The organism is Oceanobacillus chungangensis (assembly GCF_003369565.1).
In the GTDB taxonomy this organism is placed as follows: domain Bacteria; phylum Bacillota; class Bacilli; order Bacillales; family Amphibacillaceae; genus Oceanobacillus; species Oceanobacillus chungangensis.
The window spans coordinates 345,031-363,422 of the sequence record NZ_PIOD01000025.1 but is presented as its reverse complement, the minus strand read 5'-3'; the positions used below and the strand labels follow the sequence as shown (position 1 = coordinate 363,422).

Annotated in this window: 15 protein-coding genes and 1 pseudogene; 4 read left to right on the top strand and 12 right to left on the bottom strand. The window is 37.3% G+C overall.

Features of this window, described 5'->3' with window-relative positions; all coding sequences use genetic code 11:
• Nucleotides 1–19 precede the first annotated feature (19 nt).
• Entirely contained in the window at nucleotides 20–1,189 is a 1,170-nt protein-coding gene (locus CWR45_RS17920; protein ID WP_115751203.1) for an MDR family MFS transporter, read from the bottom strand.
• A 300-nt stretch (nucleotides 1,190–1,489) separates the two neighbouring features.
• Here CWR45_RS17920 and CWR45_RS17915 point away from each other — a divergent pair, with 300 nt between their 5' ends.
• Complete coding sequence (locus tag CWR45_RS17915; protein WP_115751202.1) at nucleotides 1,490–1,771, top strand: hypothetical protein; 282 nt, start codon at nucleotides 1,490–1,492, stop codon at nucleotides 1,769–1,771.
• Nucleotides 1,772–1,859: 88 nt separating this feature from the next.
• Here the strand turns inward: CWR45_RS17915 and CWR45_RS17910 are convergent, their stop codons facing one another.
• From CWR45_RS17910 to CWR45_RS17865, 11 genes and pseudogenes are all read right to left on the bottom strand, one after another.
• Entirely contained in the window at nucleotides 1,860–2,321 is a 462-nt protein-coding gene (locus CWR45_RS17910) for a chemotaxis protein CheW (RefSeq protein ID WP_115751201.1), read from the bottom strand.
• 19 nt (nucleotides 2,322–2,340) lie between these two features.
• Nucleotides 2,341–4,347 (bottom strand): chemotaxis protein CheA, encoded by a 2,007-nt coding sequence (locus CWR45_RS17905; protein ID WP_115751200.1) that lies wholly within the window; start codon nucleotides 4,345–4,347, stop codon nucleotides 2,341–2,343.
• A 232-nt stretch (nucleotides 4,348–4,579) separates the two neighbouring features.
• Complete coding sequence (locus CWR45_RS17900) at nucleotides 4,580–5,041, bottom strand: chemotaxis protein CheX (RefSeq protein WP_115751199.1); 462 nt, start codon at nucleotides 5,039–5,041, stop codon at nucleotides 4,580–4,582.
• Nucleotides 5,042–5,189: 148 nt separating this feature from the next.
• Nucleotides 5,190–6,884 (bottom strand): methyl-accepting chemotaxis protein, encoded by a 1,695-nt coding sequence (locus CWR45_RS17895; protein ID WP_115751198.1) that lies wholly within the window; start codon nucleotides 6,882–6,884, stop codon nucleotides 5,190–5,192.
• A gap of 57 nt (nucleotides 6,885–6,941) precedes the next feature.
• Entirely contained in the window at nucleotides 6,942–7,745 is an 804-nt protein-coding gene (gene motB, locus CWR45_RS17890) for a flagellar motor protein MotB (RefSeq protein WP_115751197.1), read from the bottom strand.
• Nucleotides 7,738–8,523, bottom strand: a complete 786-nt coding sequence (gene motA / locus CWR45_RS17885; protein ID WP_115751196.1) for a flagellar motor stator protein MotA — start codon at nucleotides 8,521–8,523, stop codon at nucleotides 7,738–7,740. The genes motB and motA overlap by 8 nt, the downstream gene beginning before the upstream one ends.
• A 374-nt stretch (nucleotides 8,524–8,897) precedes the next feature.
• Nucleotides 8,898–9,149 carry a hypothetical protein gene (locus CWR45_RS17880; RefSeq protein ID WP_115751195.1) on the bottom strand — a complete coding sequence of 84 codons (252 nt, stop codon included), beginning with the start codon at nucleotides 9,147–9,149 and terminating at the stop codon, nucleotides 8,898–8,900.
• 477 nt (nucleotides 9,150–9,626) lie between these two features.
• Nucleotides 9,627–9,914: a hypothetical protein gene (locus tag CWR45_RS17875; RefSeq protein WP_115751194.1), complete on the bottom strand. Its 288-nt coding sequence runs from the start codon at nucleotides 9,912–9,914 to the stop codon at nucleotides 9,627–9,629.
• Nucleotides 9,915–10,250: 336 nt separating this feature from the next.
• Nucleotides 10,251–10,784 (bottom strand): methyl-accepting chemotaxis protein, encoded by a 534-nt coding sequence (locus CWR45_RS20550; protein ID WP_425453642.1) that lies wholly within the window; start codon nucleotides 10,782–10,784, stop codon nucleotides 10,251–10,253.
• Between the two features lie 234 nt (nucleotides 10,785–11,018).
• Nucleotides 11,019–11,492: pseudogene (locus CWR45_RS20545) on the bottom strand (protoglobin family protein); the annotation flags it as partial.
• 214 nt (nucleotides 11,493–11,706) lie between these two features.
• On the bottom strand, nucleotides 11,707–12,495 hold the full coding sequence (locus CWR45_RS17865) for a DUF4097 family beta strand repeat-containing protein (protein WP_115751192.1): 789 nt from the start codon (nucleotides 12,493–12,495) through the stop codon (nucleotides 11,707–11,709).
• 457 nt (nucleotides 12,496–12,952) lie between these two features.
• Between CWR45_RS17865 and CWR45_RS17860 the strand changes: the two genes are divergently transcribed.
• From CWR45_RS17860 to CWR45_RS17850, 3 genes are read left to right on the top strand one after another with little or no spacing between them, the layout of a single operon-like run.
• Entirely contained in the window at nucleotides 12,953–14,647 is a 1,695-nt protein-coding gene (locus tag CWR45_RS17860; RefSeq protein ID WP_115751191.1) for a serine hydrolase domain-containing protein, read from the top strand.
• Between the two features lie 17 nt (nucleotides 14,648–14,664).
• Entirely contained in the window at nucleotides 14,665–16,734 is a 2,070-nt protein-coding gene (locus CWR45_RS17855; RefSeq protein ID WP_115751190.1) for a glycoside hydrolase family 3 protein, read from the top strand.
• A 21-nt stretch (nucleotides 16,735–16,755) separates the two neighbouring features.
• A complete protein-coding gene (locus CWR45_RS17850) occupies nucleotides 16,756–18,024 on the top strand; it encodes an exo-beta-N-acetylmuramidase NamZ family protein (protein WP_115751189.1) in 1,269 nt (422 codons plus the stop codon).
• Nucleotides 18,025–18,392: the final 368 nt, after the last annotated feature.

Here is an 18,392-nt window from a genome sequence, read left to right as displayed (position 1 = left end):
CTAAAACCCCTTACGTTGTTTATTTTTCTACGTTCACTGTTCGATCATAAAGCTTTGTTGTCACAAATGGGATAAATAAAATTGCGATTAAAATATAAAATAAGAGCTCAATATTATACATATCGACAATAAACCCACCGACTACAGGACCAATCATTCTTCCTGTAGCACCAATACTGTTCACTAGACCTTGGTAAAATCCTTTTCTTCCCTTTGGTGCCAGATCATTTGCCAGTGTTGGAAATGCCGGCCACATCAATACTTCTCCCATCGTTAATATCACCATTGCGGTTGCAAACATCGTGAAATCAGCTGCAAACATGGCAATCACGTAGGACACAATCATAATTGCGATCCCAATGTAAATGTGAATCCTTGGAGAAGTAATCTTCCCTGTTATCCATTTTACCAAAGGTTGAGCAAAAACGATAAGAAAACCATTTATCGCCCAGAGAGAGCTATATTGTTCAAGCGGAATTCCAATGTCCTGTGTATGGGACGCTATCGTGGATTGCCACTGACTATAAGCTACCCACGTAATCAGAAAACCACTACATAGGATCAACAAGGAATAGAATGCACTCTTATCTTTAATTTTTCCACTTTGTTTGATAACCGAAGTATGCATTTGTGGGTTTTGTAATTGATCCATTTCTTTAAATTTAAATAAAACGATGAAGAAAAAGACGATAAATAATAGTGCATTCGCCCAGAATATATAATCGAATGAAATACTAGCAATATATCCTCCTAACGTCGCACCGAGGGCAACACCTAGATTTTGAGCAACATATATTGCATTAAAAGCGCGTCGACCACCTTCTGGCCAAACCGAACCAGCCATTGCCATAATTACTGGCCACGTAATCCCATTACCAAATCCAATTAATATAAGAAAGATAGTATATGGCACTACACTATGGAAAAGTGAAATACCGATTGTTGCAAGTGTCGCTAATAGAGTCCCATATAATATTGTCTTATACGCACTATACCGATCAAACAAAGCGCCACCTAGCAAATTTCCAGCAATATTTGCAGCCGTATTAAACATTAAAATGAACCCAGCAAAAGCTAAACTTCTGCCAAGCTCATTATGCATATAAATAGTATTCAATGGCCATAGAAAAGAGCCACCCGTTACATTAATCGTTGTTGCTATTACCAATAGCCAAATTTGCTTTGGCATTTACATCATCTCTCTTTTACCTTAAGTTCTACTAATTATTCCGATTAGAAAAGACACGGTCTCTTAACGTCATACTTAGCTATTCTAAATGAATGTAGCTTTAGAATCAATAATATTTCGCCCAATATTATTTCCCTGAACAATATATAATAAATCGGTTGAACAACCGCTATTTCGATGTTTACGATAAAGCTATGTGTGAGGGGAAGTGCTATCTCATTTTATAGAAAGATAGTAATTTTTCTAACACCACTCCAGCGGAGAAAATACACGAAGACTCCTGCGGGAGGAAGGGCCTAGGTGAGACTTCGAATTGCATCAGCACAAGAAGGCTCACCAGCCCCCAGCGGAAAGCGTAGTGTATTTTTGGAGCGACTAGCCCGTGAGCAATTTCCATCTCCAGTTAGTTATCTCTTAATATCAATAGCAGAAAACCTTACGAAACGATTGGAGAGAAAAGCAGAAGACTCTTTGAAGGTGAAGCAACATTATCTAATAGAATTTATTCTATCAAAGCTTTCTTCTTACAAGAATACGAACTATAAAAAGAGCTATTCAAGAGGAAATCAACATCGCACTTAATAATAGCATAAGAGAAAAAACCACATATCCGAAAACATGTGATTTTTTCTAACGCTATATTCCATTAAGTTACAGGCAGAAATCTTTGCTATTCGGCAACTACTTCTAATAATTCATTCGTTTCATTTGGATCGATAATACTCTCTAATTCTAGCAAAATCAATAATCCACTTTCTAATCTAGCTACCCCTTTAATAAAGGTTTCTTTCACACCACCGATAAGTTCTGGTGCTGGATCAATGACAGATTGATCGATATCCTTTACCTCAGTTGCAGCATCAACAATTAATCCAATTTGCATCGAATTAATATTTACTACTAAAATACGAGTATCATCAGTTGATTTTGCTTCGTCCATCAATAATCTTTCTTTCAAGTCAATCACGGGCGTTGTTTTCTCGCGAATATAGGTAACACCTTTTATAAATTCAGATGTTCGCGGGACTTCAGTAATTTCCTGTAATCTTTCAATGGAAATTACCTGCGAAACCTCAACGCCAAACGTCTGATTCTTTAGCTTAAATAAAATATATTTATTTACTTCTGCCATCTCTGAAGCCTCCGTTCTCTTATTTTATCAATGCATTCGGATCAATAATTAACGCAACCTCACCATCACCTAAAATAGTTGCGCCTGATATTGCAAAGACATCACGTAAATAAAAACCTAGTGATTTCAATACGACCTCTTTTTGACCGAGGAAGCTATCAACAATTAGCCCTGTTAGTTTTTCGCCTTTTTTAACGATAACAATTGCTTCATGTTTCGATTTATTTTTTTCCACAGATGGGACCTGGAATACTTCCGACAGTGATACAAGCGGAATGACATGTCCTCTAAAGTCCATTACCTTCTGACCATGAGCTGTCATAATCTCTGATTCTTCCAGCAGTACCGTTTCAATAATCGAAGAAAGTGGAATTGCATATGTCTCTTGTTCTACTTTCACAAGTAAAGTCGAAATGATAGAAAGGGTTAGTGGCAATTGAATCGAGAAGATACTGCCCTTTCCTTCTTCTGTCTCAATGCTAATTTGACCACTTAGGGATTCGATTTTACTTTTTACAACATCAAGTCCAACGCCTCGACCAGATATATTAGAAATATGGTCTGCCGTACTAAATCCAGAAGATAAAATAAGCTGTGCAACTTCATCATCGGATAATGTCTCAGCATGTTCCGCAGTGATAATCCCTTTTTCAATTGCCTTTGCTTCTACTTTATTTCGATTGATTCCTGCACCATCATCTTCAATTTCAATAAAGACATGATTTCCACTATGAAATGCTCGTAGAATAATCTTCCCTTCCTCAGGCTTTCCAGCTCGCTTTCTTTCTTCTGGCATCTCAATACCATGATCCACTGAATTACGTATCAAATGTACTAATGGATCACCAATCTCGTCGATTACCGTTCGATCGAGTTCTGTTTCCGCTCCAATAATCTCCAAGTTTATTTTCTTATCAAGATCTCTAGCCAATCCCCTAATCATCCTTGGGAAGCGGTTGAATACTTGCTCGATTTGCACCATTCGCATTGCCAGGATCAAGCTTTGCATATCAGATGATACACGCCCCATATGTTCTACAGTTTCCAGTAAATCCGGATTATTGATACCTTCCGATATCACTTCTAATCTACTGCGATCAATTACCACTTCTTCAAACAAGTTTAAGAGGTCATCAATTCGTTCTAGATTTACCCGGATCGTTTTAGTTGCATGATTACTTTTACTCTCTATAGATGCCTTTTCTGGTTGTGGGCTCAATTCATTCGTTGCTTCAGCAGCTTTTTCTTGTACTTGCTCTTTCTGTTCAAAAATAAGCGTGCTTATGGATACATTTTCCACTTCAGATATTTTATAAAGTGGAGTCTTAATCGCTTCTGCTGTTTCCTTAGATAAGAAAATAAGGGTGAACTCCTGGTCGAAGTCTCCTTCTTCTATTTCTTCCACAGCAGGGGAAGTCTTGACAATCTCACCAGTCTTCTCCAATGCCTCAAATACCATGAAGGCACGTGCACCCTTTAAGATACTATCCTGTGATAAGCGAACAGTAAGCTGATAACCAAACACATTTTGCTCTTTAGCTTGTTCGATAATCGTCATTTGAAACTCATCCAACTCTAATTGCAATGCTTCCTGAGGCTCAATTGTACTCGCAACTTCCAAAGCTGCATCTGAAGCACTGATTGTTTCCCCCTTTTCAACTAATTCTAAACGATGTACAAGCGTCGATACATCCTTCTTTCCATCTTTTCCCTCACTAATTGCATCTACCATATCTTCCAAATACTCAATTGCTTGGAAGATAATATCAATTACTTCTGTCGTAACCGTTAGTTTATTATTACGGATTTGATCCAATACATTTTCCATCTTATGTGTCAATGAAGCAATATCCTCATATCCCATTGTTGCCGACATTCCTTTAAGTGTATGAGCAGAACGAAAGATTTCGTTCACAAGATTGAGGTCATCCGGTTTCTTTTCTAATTCTAAAATATTATCATTCACAGCTTGTAGATGTTCGCGACTTTCATCCAAAAACACTTCTAAATATTGATCCGTCTCCATGTATTACTTCCTTTCTCATATGGTTAATCCGATCAGCTTTTGTATATTTATGTATTATTCATATATATATATATCAAAAAAATAGCTTTACTTACTCCAGCTTATCTAACAAAACACACCTCTATATATGATTATACTAGTAATAATTACCTATTTCCATTATCGGAGAAAAATTCTCGCAAATGAAGGGTTTCACTAAAATAAAGAATATTTTTTTAATCCTATGAGTTTATTAATCTAGTATCAAATAGATTTCTAAATTATCTGCTCCACCAAAAGATGCAGTAAGCAGTATTGCTTTATCATAGCCAGAAAGGGTGGTATTACCTTCTATGGTTGTTGGTGCAGTAATATCTGTTCTAAGCTCGTATTTTACGATGTTTGTCGCCAGATTACCTGCAATCATATTTCCAAGTTCACCACTAAATGACGTTAGCATCTCACCCTCTATTGCCATGCCATACATTGATTCCGCAATCGAACCAAATACAGATTGATTCCCGGAAAAAATTAATTTGCCTCTTATGTCCCCCGTAATACCAATAAGCACACCAAAAGTAAGCTTCAATGTATGCTCCTGTAAGCTTGGCTTAGAAAGCTCATGATCTAATGGGATAATCGATTGCAAGGAATGATGCATTTCATTTAGTAGATTCGTAATATATCGATTTCGTTCATTTGTTGTTATCGTCATTTGGGAAATCTCCTATCAATGTTAATTTTTATAAATGGAACCATAATTGACGATTTAACATGTAAAATAATGCTAAATGCAGATAAGTTTGTGACATTTTGCCACAAACTTAATCTCACTTTATCTCAATCATTCGTTCAAATGAAATCTATAACTTAAACTGTTTTACTAATCCTTCCAACTCTTCTGCCGCCTTTGAAAGCTGTACAGAGGTTGCGGCTACTTCATCCATTGAACTGCTCGTTTGTTCAGTCGAGGCAGCTATTTCCTCGACACCAGCAGCCGCTTCTTCAGAAACCGAGGCTATTTCTTCAATGGAACTGTTCATTTCTTGAGTATTCTCTACGATTTCGTACAAATTACCCGATACAGCAGTAATGTCCTGCACCATTTTAGTCACTGACTCACCGATTTCATTTAACATTGTACCTGTTGTTTGAATTTGTTTCGTTCCTTGCTCAACCTCTTCATATCCTCCACGTAAAGACCCTGCAATTTTACTTGCTTCGTTTTGGATTGCTGTCACGATACCAGTTATATCTGTTACAGAAACCGATACTTGTTCAGCCAATTTACGCACTTCATCAGCAACTACTGCAAAACCTTTTCCATGCTCGCCCGCTCTAGCTGCTTCAATTGCCGCATTTAACGCTAATAAATTTGTTTGATCAGCAATTTCTTGAATGACAGAAACTAATTTAGAAATCTCCTGTGACTGCTCATCTAATCCTCGGACATTCTGTACCGCGTCCTTCACAAGCTGATCAATACTTCCCATTTGTTTTTGTGAGCCTTCCATTAAGCTTCGTCCTTCATTTGTCATTTCCAATACTTTAGTGGAATACTCATGAATCGTTTGTCCTCTTTCATTCGCTTCAGAAACTTTTTCAGTAAAGTTTACCATGATTGCAGCAAGGTCACTAGCACTGTTCGCCTGTGTTTCTGAACCTGTTGCCAACTCCTGCATCGTGACTGCAATTTGGTCTGATCCCGCTTTCACTTCATTCGCGGCACTTGTCAATTCTTCACCCTCGCTTGAAACGGTCTCTGAAACGGTACTAATTTTTGATAGTAGATCTCTGTTATTCAATACCATTTCGTTAGTAGCTACTGTTAACTGTGCTACTTCGTCTGCTGATCTAACCTCTAGCAACTCTCCACTTAGATCTCCTTTTGCAACTAAGTTCATCCGGTCCATCAATGATTTGATCGGCTTTGTAATACTACGTGAAGTAAGTACTGCACTTGCAATACCAAATATTAAAATAAGTCCGCCGACAATTAAACTAATAAAGAACGTTGTATTTCCATTTTCAATAATTCTCTTTCCTCCAGCTTGAATAAGATCTTCTCTATTATTGGTTGCTTCTTGGAATTCTGTCATTATCTCTTCTGAAAGTGGTATTACTTCCGAATTCATTATTCGGTTTGCTTCTTCTTCATTTCCGTTGTCGTATGTTTCAAACACTTCATCTGTTAACGTTCCCCAAACGATCTTCTTATCGATAAGGACTCTTGTTGCTTCCGTATCATTTAATTCCAGTAATCTGTTTTCTAATGCAATTGTTTCTTCGATTGAGTCCTTAAATCTATCTCTCATTCCTGTGTCACCATACAATAAGAATCCACGTAAATAGCCTTCACGTTGTGCCATGTTTGATACCAGTTCTTGGTCTACAATTAGCAATTCCATTTGATAATTTATAATTTCCCTAGTAGCTTCATTCGTTTTATATATAGAGAAAAAATTATAAATGGCAAATAAGATAAACAACCCAATAATTACTGAGAATCCTAGTGTCATTCTTGCTCTAATATTTTTTATTTTAAACCGTTTTTTCATTTCGTCTTAACTCCTTAATGTTCAATTCTTGCAGTTTTGTTTATTGAAAGGAAGGGGTTATTCTCCAGTATTTATTTCATGATTTGGGAGAATAAGTACTTCTACTCGGCGGTTCTTTGCCCGATTTTCCGCACTCGTATTTGGCACAATTGGCTTAAATTCCCCGAATCCTTTTGCACTGAATAGCGTTGGATCTAGATTCTCATTTTCTAGCACTAGCCGCATAAAATTAACAGACCGAGCAACACTCAATTCCCAGTTTGAGCCATATTCTTCATTATTCATGGGTACATCATCCGCATGTCCACTAATTACAATTTGATGTGGTGGTTTTGTAACAAGTACATTCGATACCTCTCTCGCGATTCCCGCTCCTTGTTCCTTAACTTCTGCACTTCCCGGGTCAAAAAAGACTTCATTGACAATTGTGACAAGTAGACCTTCATCGGTTAATTTCGTGCTTAAATTCTCAGTCAGACTATTCGTCGTGATATACCGATTCACTTCTTCTTGAAGTGCTTTTAAATGCTGAAGCTCTTCCTCACTCTTACGCTCTTCTTCAGTTTTCGACTCCAGTTCTTCTTCAATTTTCGATTCGTCTTCTTCATTTTCCTCTTCTTGCTGTTGTTCAGGAGGATTTGGAGAAATGGGATCATTATTTTGTTCAAGTATTCCACTACCACCACCTGAAGAAAATTCATTACGGAATATTCCCGCAAGTTCTTTATATTTGGCTGCATTAACATCACTCATCGCAAATAAGACAATGAATAATGCAACGAGTAATGTTAATAGATCAGAATATGGGAGTAACCACGATTCATCAATATGGCTTCCTTTTTTCTTTTTATTTCTACGCATCGCTATCCCTCTGTTTCATTTCCGCCTGTTCTTTTGTTGTTAATAATGATCCAAGTTTCTCACGTACCATCATCGCGGAATCACCAGTCGTTATTGAGAGAATCCCTTCTACCATAATTTCCATTTGTAAAACTTCCTGTTTTGATTTTTCTCTAAGTTTATTTGCAAATGGATGCCATAGAACATACCCAGTAAAAATTCCAAGTAATGTTGCAACGAATGCTGCGGAAATTGCAGCTCCTAGCGCATTCATATCTGACATATCCCCTAATGCCGCAATTAAGCCGATAACCGCACCAAGTACACCAAGTGTGGGGGCATATGTTCCCGCTTGTGTAAAAACAGATGCCCCTACCTCATGTCGTGCTTCCATGGCATCAATCTTCTCAAGCATTACCTCTCGAATAAATTCTGGTGTTTGTCCATCGATTGCTAACTGTAATCCCGAGATGAGAAACGGATCTTCTACTTCATTTAATTGTGTTTCTAAAGATAATATCCCTTCTCTACGCGTTTGATCTGCCCAGTCGGTGAACATGAGAATCAACGCTTCCGAATCCGTTATTTTCTGCTTCGTAAATATAATTTTGAAATAGTTCGGGACTTTTTTCAAAGTACTCGTAGGGAATGCAATGACAACTGCTGCAATTGTTCCTAAAATAATAATTAATAATGCTGCTGGATTAATTAATGCCGTGATGCTAACACCCTTTAGTACCATCCCAACCCCGATAGCGACAATACCTAGAATTAACCCAATCAAAGATGATATATCCATTTTTTCCTCCTAAAGTTAAGTGACAACTTAGATTGATAAAATCTTTGTTTACACCGGATTTCACTTATGTAGTTAACCAAATTAACATAGTGTTGTTCTATTTAATCTATCGGTTCGTTTACAAATATATAAAGAGAATTTTATTAAGATTTTATGTTAAATGAAATGGAATCGAATACATGATTATGAAGAATTAGGATGTTATAAGGGATATTTATTAAAGGATGAGAGGAATGGAGAGAGGATATGGGTTGGAAGCTAGATTATATTTGAGGGTATCTGCATGAGGATTGCTTAGCAGGACCCATATATTTCATCAACGCTCCCATTCATTTTCGCAGCAAAAAAAATAAGCCTGCTATTGCAAACTTTAACTAAATCGCTTTTTGTGCTATCTTTTTATTATTGTTATTTTCAAGAACACAGGACAATATGCTAGCAAGTCTCTCATCTATTTGTTGAATATCTTTCTCCAACCCGGTGATACCTATATGAATATCATCAGCTCGGGATTGTAAATCAGTGAATAATGCATCAATATGATAACTGTTTGCTTGAATATCCTTAATATCAGCCAACCAAAAGGTAATAACCTCTAACAAATCGTCAATCATCTTCTGGGTCAACCTACATTCCTCCTATCTATTCCATAATAATAATTAGTGCATTGTATCACAAGTGTAATAAGTATGATATTTCCATTTATAAATAGGTATATTTGTACAACGAACATACTCATGGCTCCAAGTTATTCAGTCTGAATTGAAATAAGCATCTAACTTCATAGAATATTAAGTGATATCGTTGCAATTCCAGATGGTACTCTTTATATATTTAATCGGCTAATATTGTCTAAGGAACTTCAATCCTAAAAGAATGAAAAATAAGTTCGAAATTATATTGAGGGGTGTTTTGTGAGTTTTTATATAAATGAATAGCAGTAACTACCCATAGCATCGAGGTATAGGGTAACACTCTTTTCAATCCCTTAAAATTTCCGGTAGATTATTTAAGTGAAGGAGGTATGTTGATATCATCTTGTAATTACGCTAATGTTGTGAATTGTATTACGATATTACCAATGATTTAGTAGTAGGCAAACTCTAGCCATTCTGTTTCAAGAGCAATACATCAGCTTTCGTTTCTAATAATTCATTTGATAGAATCGTAATCTTTGAATCAACTTTTTTGATATCTTCTTTTAATTCTACTTTTATTTCCTGCATCCCTTGTCTTAATTCATTCTTCATTTCTTGCATCTCTTGTCTTAGTTCATTCTTCATTTCTTGCATTTGTACACTTAGATTTTCAACCGCTTTATTGGTCTGATTTAAACTTTCACCAAGCTCTCTTATAGCTAGTAGAATCTGGTTCGTAGTTTCCTTTTGCACAGTATCCCTCCTTTTCATTATGGTGTTAGTTTAACATGAATGCTAAGGTTAAACAATATGTCGAATTCTACATCTAAGCAATTCATTTCGACAAAATTCGTAGACCGATTGACACTCAAATTCTCGCCCACAATCGGTCTACGAACACTCGGAAATAGTGGTATTATACGCTGCATCGTCCCTTATTCAATTGCTCCAATTTAGACATTTGAAAATAACTCGAATTTCCAGAGGATATTCTGATAGTCAATCCAATATACCTGAGCTCCCGCAAGTCTATCAATCTTCAGTTCATTTTCAACAAAACCCGGAAAGTGACAGGCACCTGTCCCCCCACTATTCTACTTCTTCCATCATTGAATTCAACTTTTCTGCAGTTACAGCAATGGTCGATGCGGATTGCTCTACCTCGAGAAGTGCGTCATCAAATGCTTCTAGTTCTGCTTGAATAGCATGATTACTTTGTTTTGTTTTCTCCATCGTTTGATCAATTTTTAGAAATGCTTCATCTGTACTACGCATTTGCTCATTCACTTTCGATAAAAATGTTTGTACATCTTGCAAAGACGCAGAACTATTGAAAATCTGCTCATTCGTCTTTTCAATTAGAGTTGTAACATTTGTTACTGAATTCGCTGTCTGCTCCGCCAATTTTCTAACTTCATCAGCAACAACTGCAAAGCCAAGCCCATGCTCGCCCGCTCTTGCTGCTTCTATTGATGCATTTAATGCCAACAGATTCGTCTGCCCAGCAATAGATTTCACAATCTCTATAATATCTTTTATCTGCGTTGACATTTCCTCTAAGGTCGCCATATCACTGTTTACTTTCGTTGTACTCTCTTGTACCCTGTCGAATGATTGATTCATATCGACTAGGCGCGATTTACCTTGTTTAGCAGCCTCACTTGCATCTTCAGCAAAGGTGGTTCCAACCTTTGAATGAGCTGTCATCCCATTCACTTGGGTTGTCAGTTCCTCAAGCGCTGCATTTGTTTCTTCCGACAAGGTAGCAAGTCCTATAGATGTTTGCTCTAAAGATTTAAAAAGCTCAACTTTACTTTCTGTTTCAATGTCCTTTATACGATTAAATTCATCATCATATGCCTCTAATACTACCTGTTGTTCTAAGTTTAATAGTTTATTAATAACTTTTATTGCCTGGGTATAATCTGAATGGTTTGAAAAATTTTCTATCACAACATTGATCAGCCCATCAAAGATTTTCTGAAAAGAAGCAATATACCACTTTTGTGTAAGTCCGATTTTAACATGCACATGCGCTATAATCTTTCTTCTCTCAATAAACGCCGCATTCATTTCACCCGAGAATATTTCTACAACATGTTTTCTCAGTGTTTTCTTTAACCTTTCAAATGAACTATACGTTTCAATTATTTCAATTAGGGCATCATTATGTTCCAAATTCTGATAAAATCCATTGACAATTTCAACGATTTGTTCTTCAACATATGGCTTTAATGCCTGTGCTATCGCGAAATCTTCCACAGTCAAATCTAACATCTTTAATTGCTTGTCTAAATCAGAACCAGGATCGACCTCTACAATTGGATTCATTTGTTTTGCTGATTGCAGTAATACGTTTTCATTTTTCTCTAGTTGTTTTCTCTTTTTAAATGTTAATACCATAATAGAATTCTCCCCTTAGTAATCTAGCTATTATTTTATTATAGAGTAAATTTTTCAAATTTGTAGGACTTTTATAGTATTTATTATTTATTACTAACAAAAAGCTTAACTAGCCAATCGACCAGTTAAGCTTTTTGTTAAATTATTGTATCGTTATCTTTCCATTATCTGCAGTTAATTTGATTAGATTATCGCCATTACCGATTATCGTATCATAGTTAGATTCTCCAAACACAGTAACTTTTCCATTATCAACATTAATATCAAAGGTAGCATTTGCAGGCTGCTCATCTGTTTGAATGTCAATAACTCCATTATCTGTTTCCAAGGTTATAGGACTATCCAATGATTCGGTTATTAAAGAAATGCGACCGTTATTTGAAGAACCGTTAATTTCTCCCTCGATATCCCTTAATGAGACCTCACCGTTATCCACCTCAAAATTAAATGAAGTGCTTTTTATATGATCAACTATAATTTTACCATTGTCTGCTTCCATATTAATTACATCTGCTTCCATTTCATTCGCTCTGATTTTTCCATTGTCTGTAACAACTTCAATCGTATCATATGCCCTCTCTGGGAGGAAAACTTTTAGAGATACTGATGATGAATTAAAGAATCCAAACGAAAACCAGCGGAACAATCTATCTTTAACCTCGATTTGAAGCGTGTCTCCTTCTACTTTAGTCTCAAGTTTATATTTATTATTTTTATTTCCCTTCAGTTCAATTTCAGCCGCACTGCTATTTGAAGATAAAATTTCAATTTCTACATTTTCTGTCTCTATATCGACCTTGGTAAATGCCTCATTAATCGTTTGCTCATGTTCGGTTTTACCATTCGGGCCAAACGGTAAAAAATTCATTATGGCTGCTATAAATACAGCAGCTACAATTAAAACAACAATCGTATTCTTCTTCATTTTCATCCTCTGCCTTTCCTATTTTTATCTGATTCATCGCTTATTGTTGCCGTTGTTCTGGACTGAACTCTGACTTAGGATAATGTCAACCGTCTAGCATTTTTTTGAAAAGAGCTTTTTGCATTAAAAATGAATTATCTTTTGTTTGTAATATGAGTATACGCTAAGAATAGAAAAATCATCATGACCTTTAAATCTAACTTTTATTAAGACTTAAGTCTTATGTGTAGAGAATATTTTTCAACAAAAGACTATTAACCATTATTAATCTTACTAACTTTAGTGACATCAAGCCAACAACAATAATCGTTTTTTCATAATTTCCCTAACATATATGATCCTTTTGCTCCATAGACAGTACGAATTATACTTAGTATATTTTATTTAATGAATTCGCTTTCATTCATTGGGATAATTATACTCTATCTCTATTATTCCATATCTTTCACAAGGGAGGAATCTTATGCGAAAAATAACGTTGTTAATTATTTTCCTAATTGCACTTCTATCATTAACCAATGTACATGCTGGTCATGGGAATATTCACGAACCAACAATTGAAAAACAGGAAAGAAAGGAATCGAGGAATATGCCACACCCACAATTTTCTTGGGATCAGCCCGGTCCTACCTCACCTGTTTTACATCCTGGTTCCGCAAAAGGAGCAGGTATGGTGGAAGGACCGTTGCGTCAGATTGATACTGAGCTGGAAAACTTGATTGATGATGGAATGATGCCTGGTGCCGTTACATTCGTAGCAAGGCGCGGCCATATTGTACAACATGAAGCATATGGACATGCCTTCTTATACGAAGACGGCACTGGCAAAGAAGTGGACAAACCGATCACAATGGAAAAAGATACAATTTTCGACCTTGCATCAATTAGTAAAATCTTCACTACAACAGCCGCAATGATTCTTTATGAGGAAGGGCTTTTTGAACTCGATGATCCAGTTGCAAACTACATTCCAGAGTTTGCCGAAAATGGAAAAGAGAATGTCACAATTAGACAGCTTATGACCCACACATCTGGATTTACCGCATGGATTCCACTATACACCATTGGTGAAAATAGAGAAGAACGCTTGCAATACGTTTTTCAATACCCACTAGCAAATACTCCAGGATCTACTTACACATACAGCGATTTAAATATGATTACATTAGGTGCCATTATAGAACGACTTTCAGGAAAACGTCTCGATGAATATGTACATGAAAAGATTACCAAACCTTTAAAAATGAATGACACGATGTATAATCCACCTGCATCCTTAAAGTATCGAATTGCTGCAACAGAATATCAACCTTGGACAAATAGAGGCATTGTATGGGGTGAAGTCCATGATGAAAGCGCATGGTCCCTGGACGGTGTTGCTGGCCATGCAGGAGTATTTTCCACTGCCAATGATTTAGGCAAACTTGCCCACATGTTCATTAATGATGGGAAGTATGGTGGCAAAAGAATATTAAAGCCCGAAACAATTAAACTTCTAGTAGAGAATCAGATTCCCGAATTTCCAGGGAATGACCATGGATTAGGATGGGAGCTCGCGCAAGGCTGGTATATGGATGCCTTATCCGAAGCATCTACACTAGGGCATACTGGATATACGGGGACTTCATTAGTCATTAATCTAAACAACGATACAATCGCAATATTATTAACGAATCGGGTCCATCCATCACGCGAGACAGTGTCAACAAATCCAGCACGCCGGCAAATTGCTAGACAAGTTGCGGATGCGATTCCAGTAAAAATGCCAACTAAAAATAAGGACGCATGGTTTTCTGGATATGGTGATCGATTAAATCGGGTAATCACAGCTGAAGTTTCAATAGAAAATGAGGCTACTCTTGCGTTTGATACATGGTACAGAATCGAACAAGACTTCGACTTCGGAATCATAGAAGTCTCGACTGGAGGCGAAAGCTGGGAACAAGTCCACAGCAAATTTACCGGAAGTAGTGTCGACTTTCAAGCAGAAACTGTAGCTATCCCAGCCGGAACAACCCATATCCGCTTCCGATATCAAACAGACGCTACAACAAACGGACGCGGTTGGTATATAACAAATCTTAAACTCGCTGACGATTCTAATCAATCATTACCATTAAATCTAGTGAGTGAAGGATGGAAGAAAAGGAATTACTAGATAATAGGAGGTTAATTATGAAACGCTGGATTAAAGCTTCAATCATGTTATTTGCGACAGTAGTATTACTTATCAGCCCTTATAACGCTTCGAATGTTAAGGCGCAGAAAAGCAAAAAAATCGACAATCTAGTTATTTTGCAAAATATTCCTGAGGCAGAAATAGAAATCACGAATAATAAAGTTGATTTAAATGCCTTACATCTATACAGTGACGGTCATTTTAAAGCTGTATCAGATAATCTAACATGGCGCTCAAAAAACAAAAATGTCGCAACGGTTAATCAAGATGGAATTGTAACGTTTACCGGTCAAAATGGGCGTTCATGGATTACGGTATCAGACGGAAAATTTACCGACGAGATTGCCGTTCATCACAAAAAGTCAGAACAGCTTATTATTAAACAAAAAGGAAAACGATACAACATAATTGATAATGCAATCAAAGGCATGACATTGAATGAGAAAATCGGACAAATGCTGATGCCAGATTTTAGAAACTGGAATGGAAAAAATGTCACAGAGATGCTGCCTGAAATAGAACAAATGGTAAAGGATTACCACCTTGGCGGAGTCATTTTGTTCGCGGAAAATGTAGTGACAACAGAACAAACGACGGAGCTAGTTGCAGCATATCAAGAAGCTGCTGAAAAATATGGGCTGCTGCTAACAATCGACCAAGAAGGTGGAATCGTTGGGCGATTACAGTCAGGAACTTATATGCCTGGTAATATGGCACTTGGCGCAACACGTTCAACCGAAACAGCTAAAAATGTTGGCAGTGTGATTAGTAAAGAATTAAATGCACTTGGTATTAATATGAACCTTGCGCCAGTACTAGATGTCAATAACAACCCTGACAATCCAGTTATCGGTGTCCGTTCTTTTGGTGAAACTCCGGAATTAGTTGCTGATCTAGGAATCTCCTATATTAAGGGAATTCAAAGCAATGGCGTTGCAGCGACAGCAAAACATTTCCCGGGACATGGGGACACAGCAGTTGATTCACACCTTGGTTTACCTGAAGTACCACATGATAAGGAACGTCTATTAGAAGTAGAGCTAATGCCATTTCAACAGGCAATGGATGCAGATATTGATGCAATTATGACTGCACATGTTACCTTCCCGAAAATAGATAATACGAAGGTGATTTCGAAAAAGGATGGAACGGAAATATCTTTACCCGCTACCTTATCACATAAAGTCTTAACTGGTTTAATGCGAGAAGAAATGAACTACGATGGCGTAATCATTACCGATGCATTAAACATGGCAGCAATTTCCGAACACTTCGGAGCAGTAGATGCCGTTATCCGTACTGTCAACGCAGGAACTGACATTATTTTAATGCCTGTTGGACTTGAGGAAGTAGTTAATGGCCTACTCGATGCAGTCGAAAAAGGAGAAATTACAGAAAATCGGATTGAAGAATCTGTTAGAAGGATATTAACCTTAAAGATCAATCGTGGGGTCATAAAAACAGAAAATCCAGTTCCAGTAGAACAATTAGTAGCTAATGCAGAGGCCGTAGTTGGTTCAGCTGCACATAAACAGGTGGAAGCAGATGCAGCAAACCAATCCATTACAATGCTTAAAAATGACAATGTACTTCCTTTACAAGCAGCAGGGGAAGATAAAATTGTAGTTATTGGTAATACGTATAGCAAGAATTTGTACGATGCAATAACAAAATATCATAGTAACACAGAGCTTATTCAAGCATCAGGTCCTTTAAAGAATGACCAATTAGCAGCATTGCAGGATGCCCGTGCTGTTATCTTCGGTTCCTATACATTTAATGTCAGTGGACGAGCGCCATCAAGTCCACAAATGCAACTTGTAAATCAGCTAATTGAACAGGTAGATGCTCCTGTAGTTGGTGTTGGCATCCGAAATCCATATGACATTATGGCATTCCCAGAAATCGATGCATATTTAGCACAATATGGATTTAGAGATGCAAGCTTTTATGCTACTGCAGCTACAATATTTGGTGATAATAATCCGGTCGGGCAGTTGCCTGTTACAATTCCAAGTTTGAACGGCGACGTCTTATTTCCATTCGGATTCGGACTTTCCTATTAAATAATAAGGAGTGAATGACAGATGAAAAAAACGTATATCCTACTTTTGACAGTCGTATTCATTCTTGGCTCCCTTACTGCCGTATTTGCGGATAAGGGAGACTCGAATGGAAAAGGGAAAGGTAAGAAGAAAGAATTTCAACTCGGTGTAGAAGTTTTACTTGATGAACATAAACAATTGATAGAAGGAAAACGCGTTGGCTTAATAACAAATCCTACTGGAGTGGACAAGGAATTAAACAGTATTGTTGACCTGTTGCACAATGATCCCGATGTAGAATTAACTGCATTATATGGACCAGAGCATGGTGTTCGCGGCGATGCCCAGGCCGGACAATATGTAGAATTTTATATTGATGAAACAACAGGACTACCCGTTTATAGCTTGTACGGACAAACGCGTAAACCAACACCAGAAATGCTTGAAAATGTGGATGTACTCCTCTTCGACATTCAAGATGTTGGCACTCGTTTCTATACCTACATTTATACGATGGCCTATGCAATGGAAGCCGCCAAGGAAAATAATATCGAATTTATCGTCCTTGATCGACCGAATCCATTGGGTGGTCATAAGGTAGAAGGACCAGTTCTTGATCCGGCGTATGCATCTTTTGTCGGAAACTATCCAATTCCATTACGTCACGGAATGACAGTTGGAGAATTGGCCACTTTATTTAATGAGGAATTTGAAATTGGTGCTGATTTAACTGTAATAGAGATGAATGGCTGGAAGCGTGACATGTACTATGAAGACACAGGACTGGAGTTTGTTCTGCCATCACCAAATATGCCGACACTTGAAACCGCTCTTGTATATCCAGGGGCAGCATTAATTGAAGGAACAAATTTATCAGAAGGTCGTGGCACAACCAAACCATTCGAATTCATTGGCGCACCATTTGTGAATAGTACGGAATTTGCAGCAACATTAAATGATTTGGAGCTCCCTGGTGTAACATTTAGGGCAGCATCGTTTACCCCGTCTATTTCTAAGCATAGTGGAAAATTAAGCCATGGAATACAAATACACGTTCTAAACAAGAAAGCTTATAAACCAGTTGAAACCGGAATCCATATTGTAAAAACGTTGCACGATATGTACCCAGAGAACTTTAAATTCGGTGCAGAAAATAGCTCAGGCATATCCTTTTTTGATAACCTGATTGGTAACGGCTGGATCCGCGAAGCAATTGAAAATGGAACCTCTGTTAAAGAGATGGAGAAACAATGGAAAAAAGGCTTGAAGGATTTTGAGAAAGTACGAAAGGGATATCTGTTATATAAATAATTAGCAAACTCATTTCGACTGATTTATTACTATTGATATTAAGTGCGACGTAACTTGAATTGAAGATTGCTCTCGGACTAGTCGCTACGAAATACACTTCGCTTTCCGCGGGGGGCTGGTGAGCCTTCTTGTGCAGGACAAGGAAAGCTGCATTACATCGCAATCAGACAAATAGAACTTTATTCGAAAAGTCTTCGGTATTTTCTCAGCTGAGTTGTGCAGCTATCTTTATCTTTATAAGAAACAACGGCATTACCTCTATTATCGCCATAGTTTGTAGCGAGGACTGGAGATTCCTTCAGCCATTGCACCACTGGATGTGCGACTGTCAGGAGCGAAAATCTCCTTTGTGCCTATTTAGCTATAGC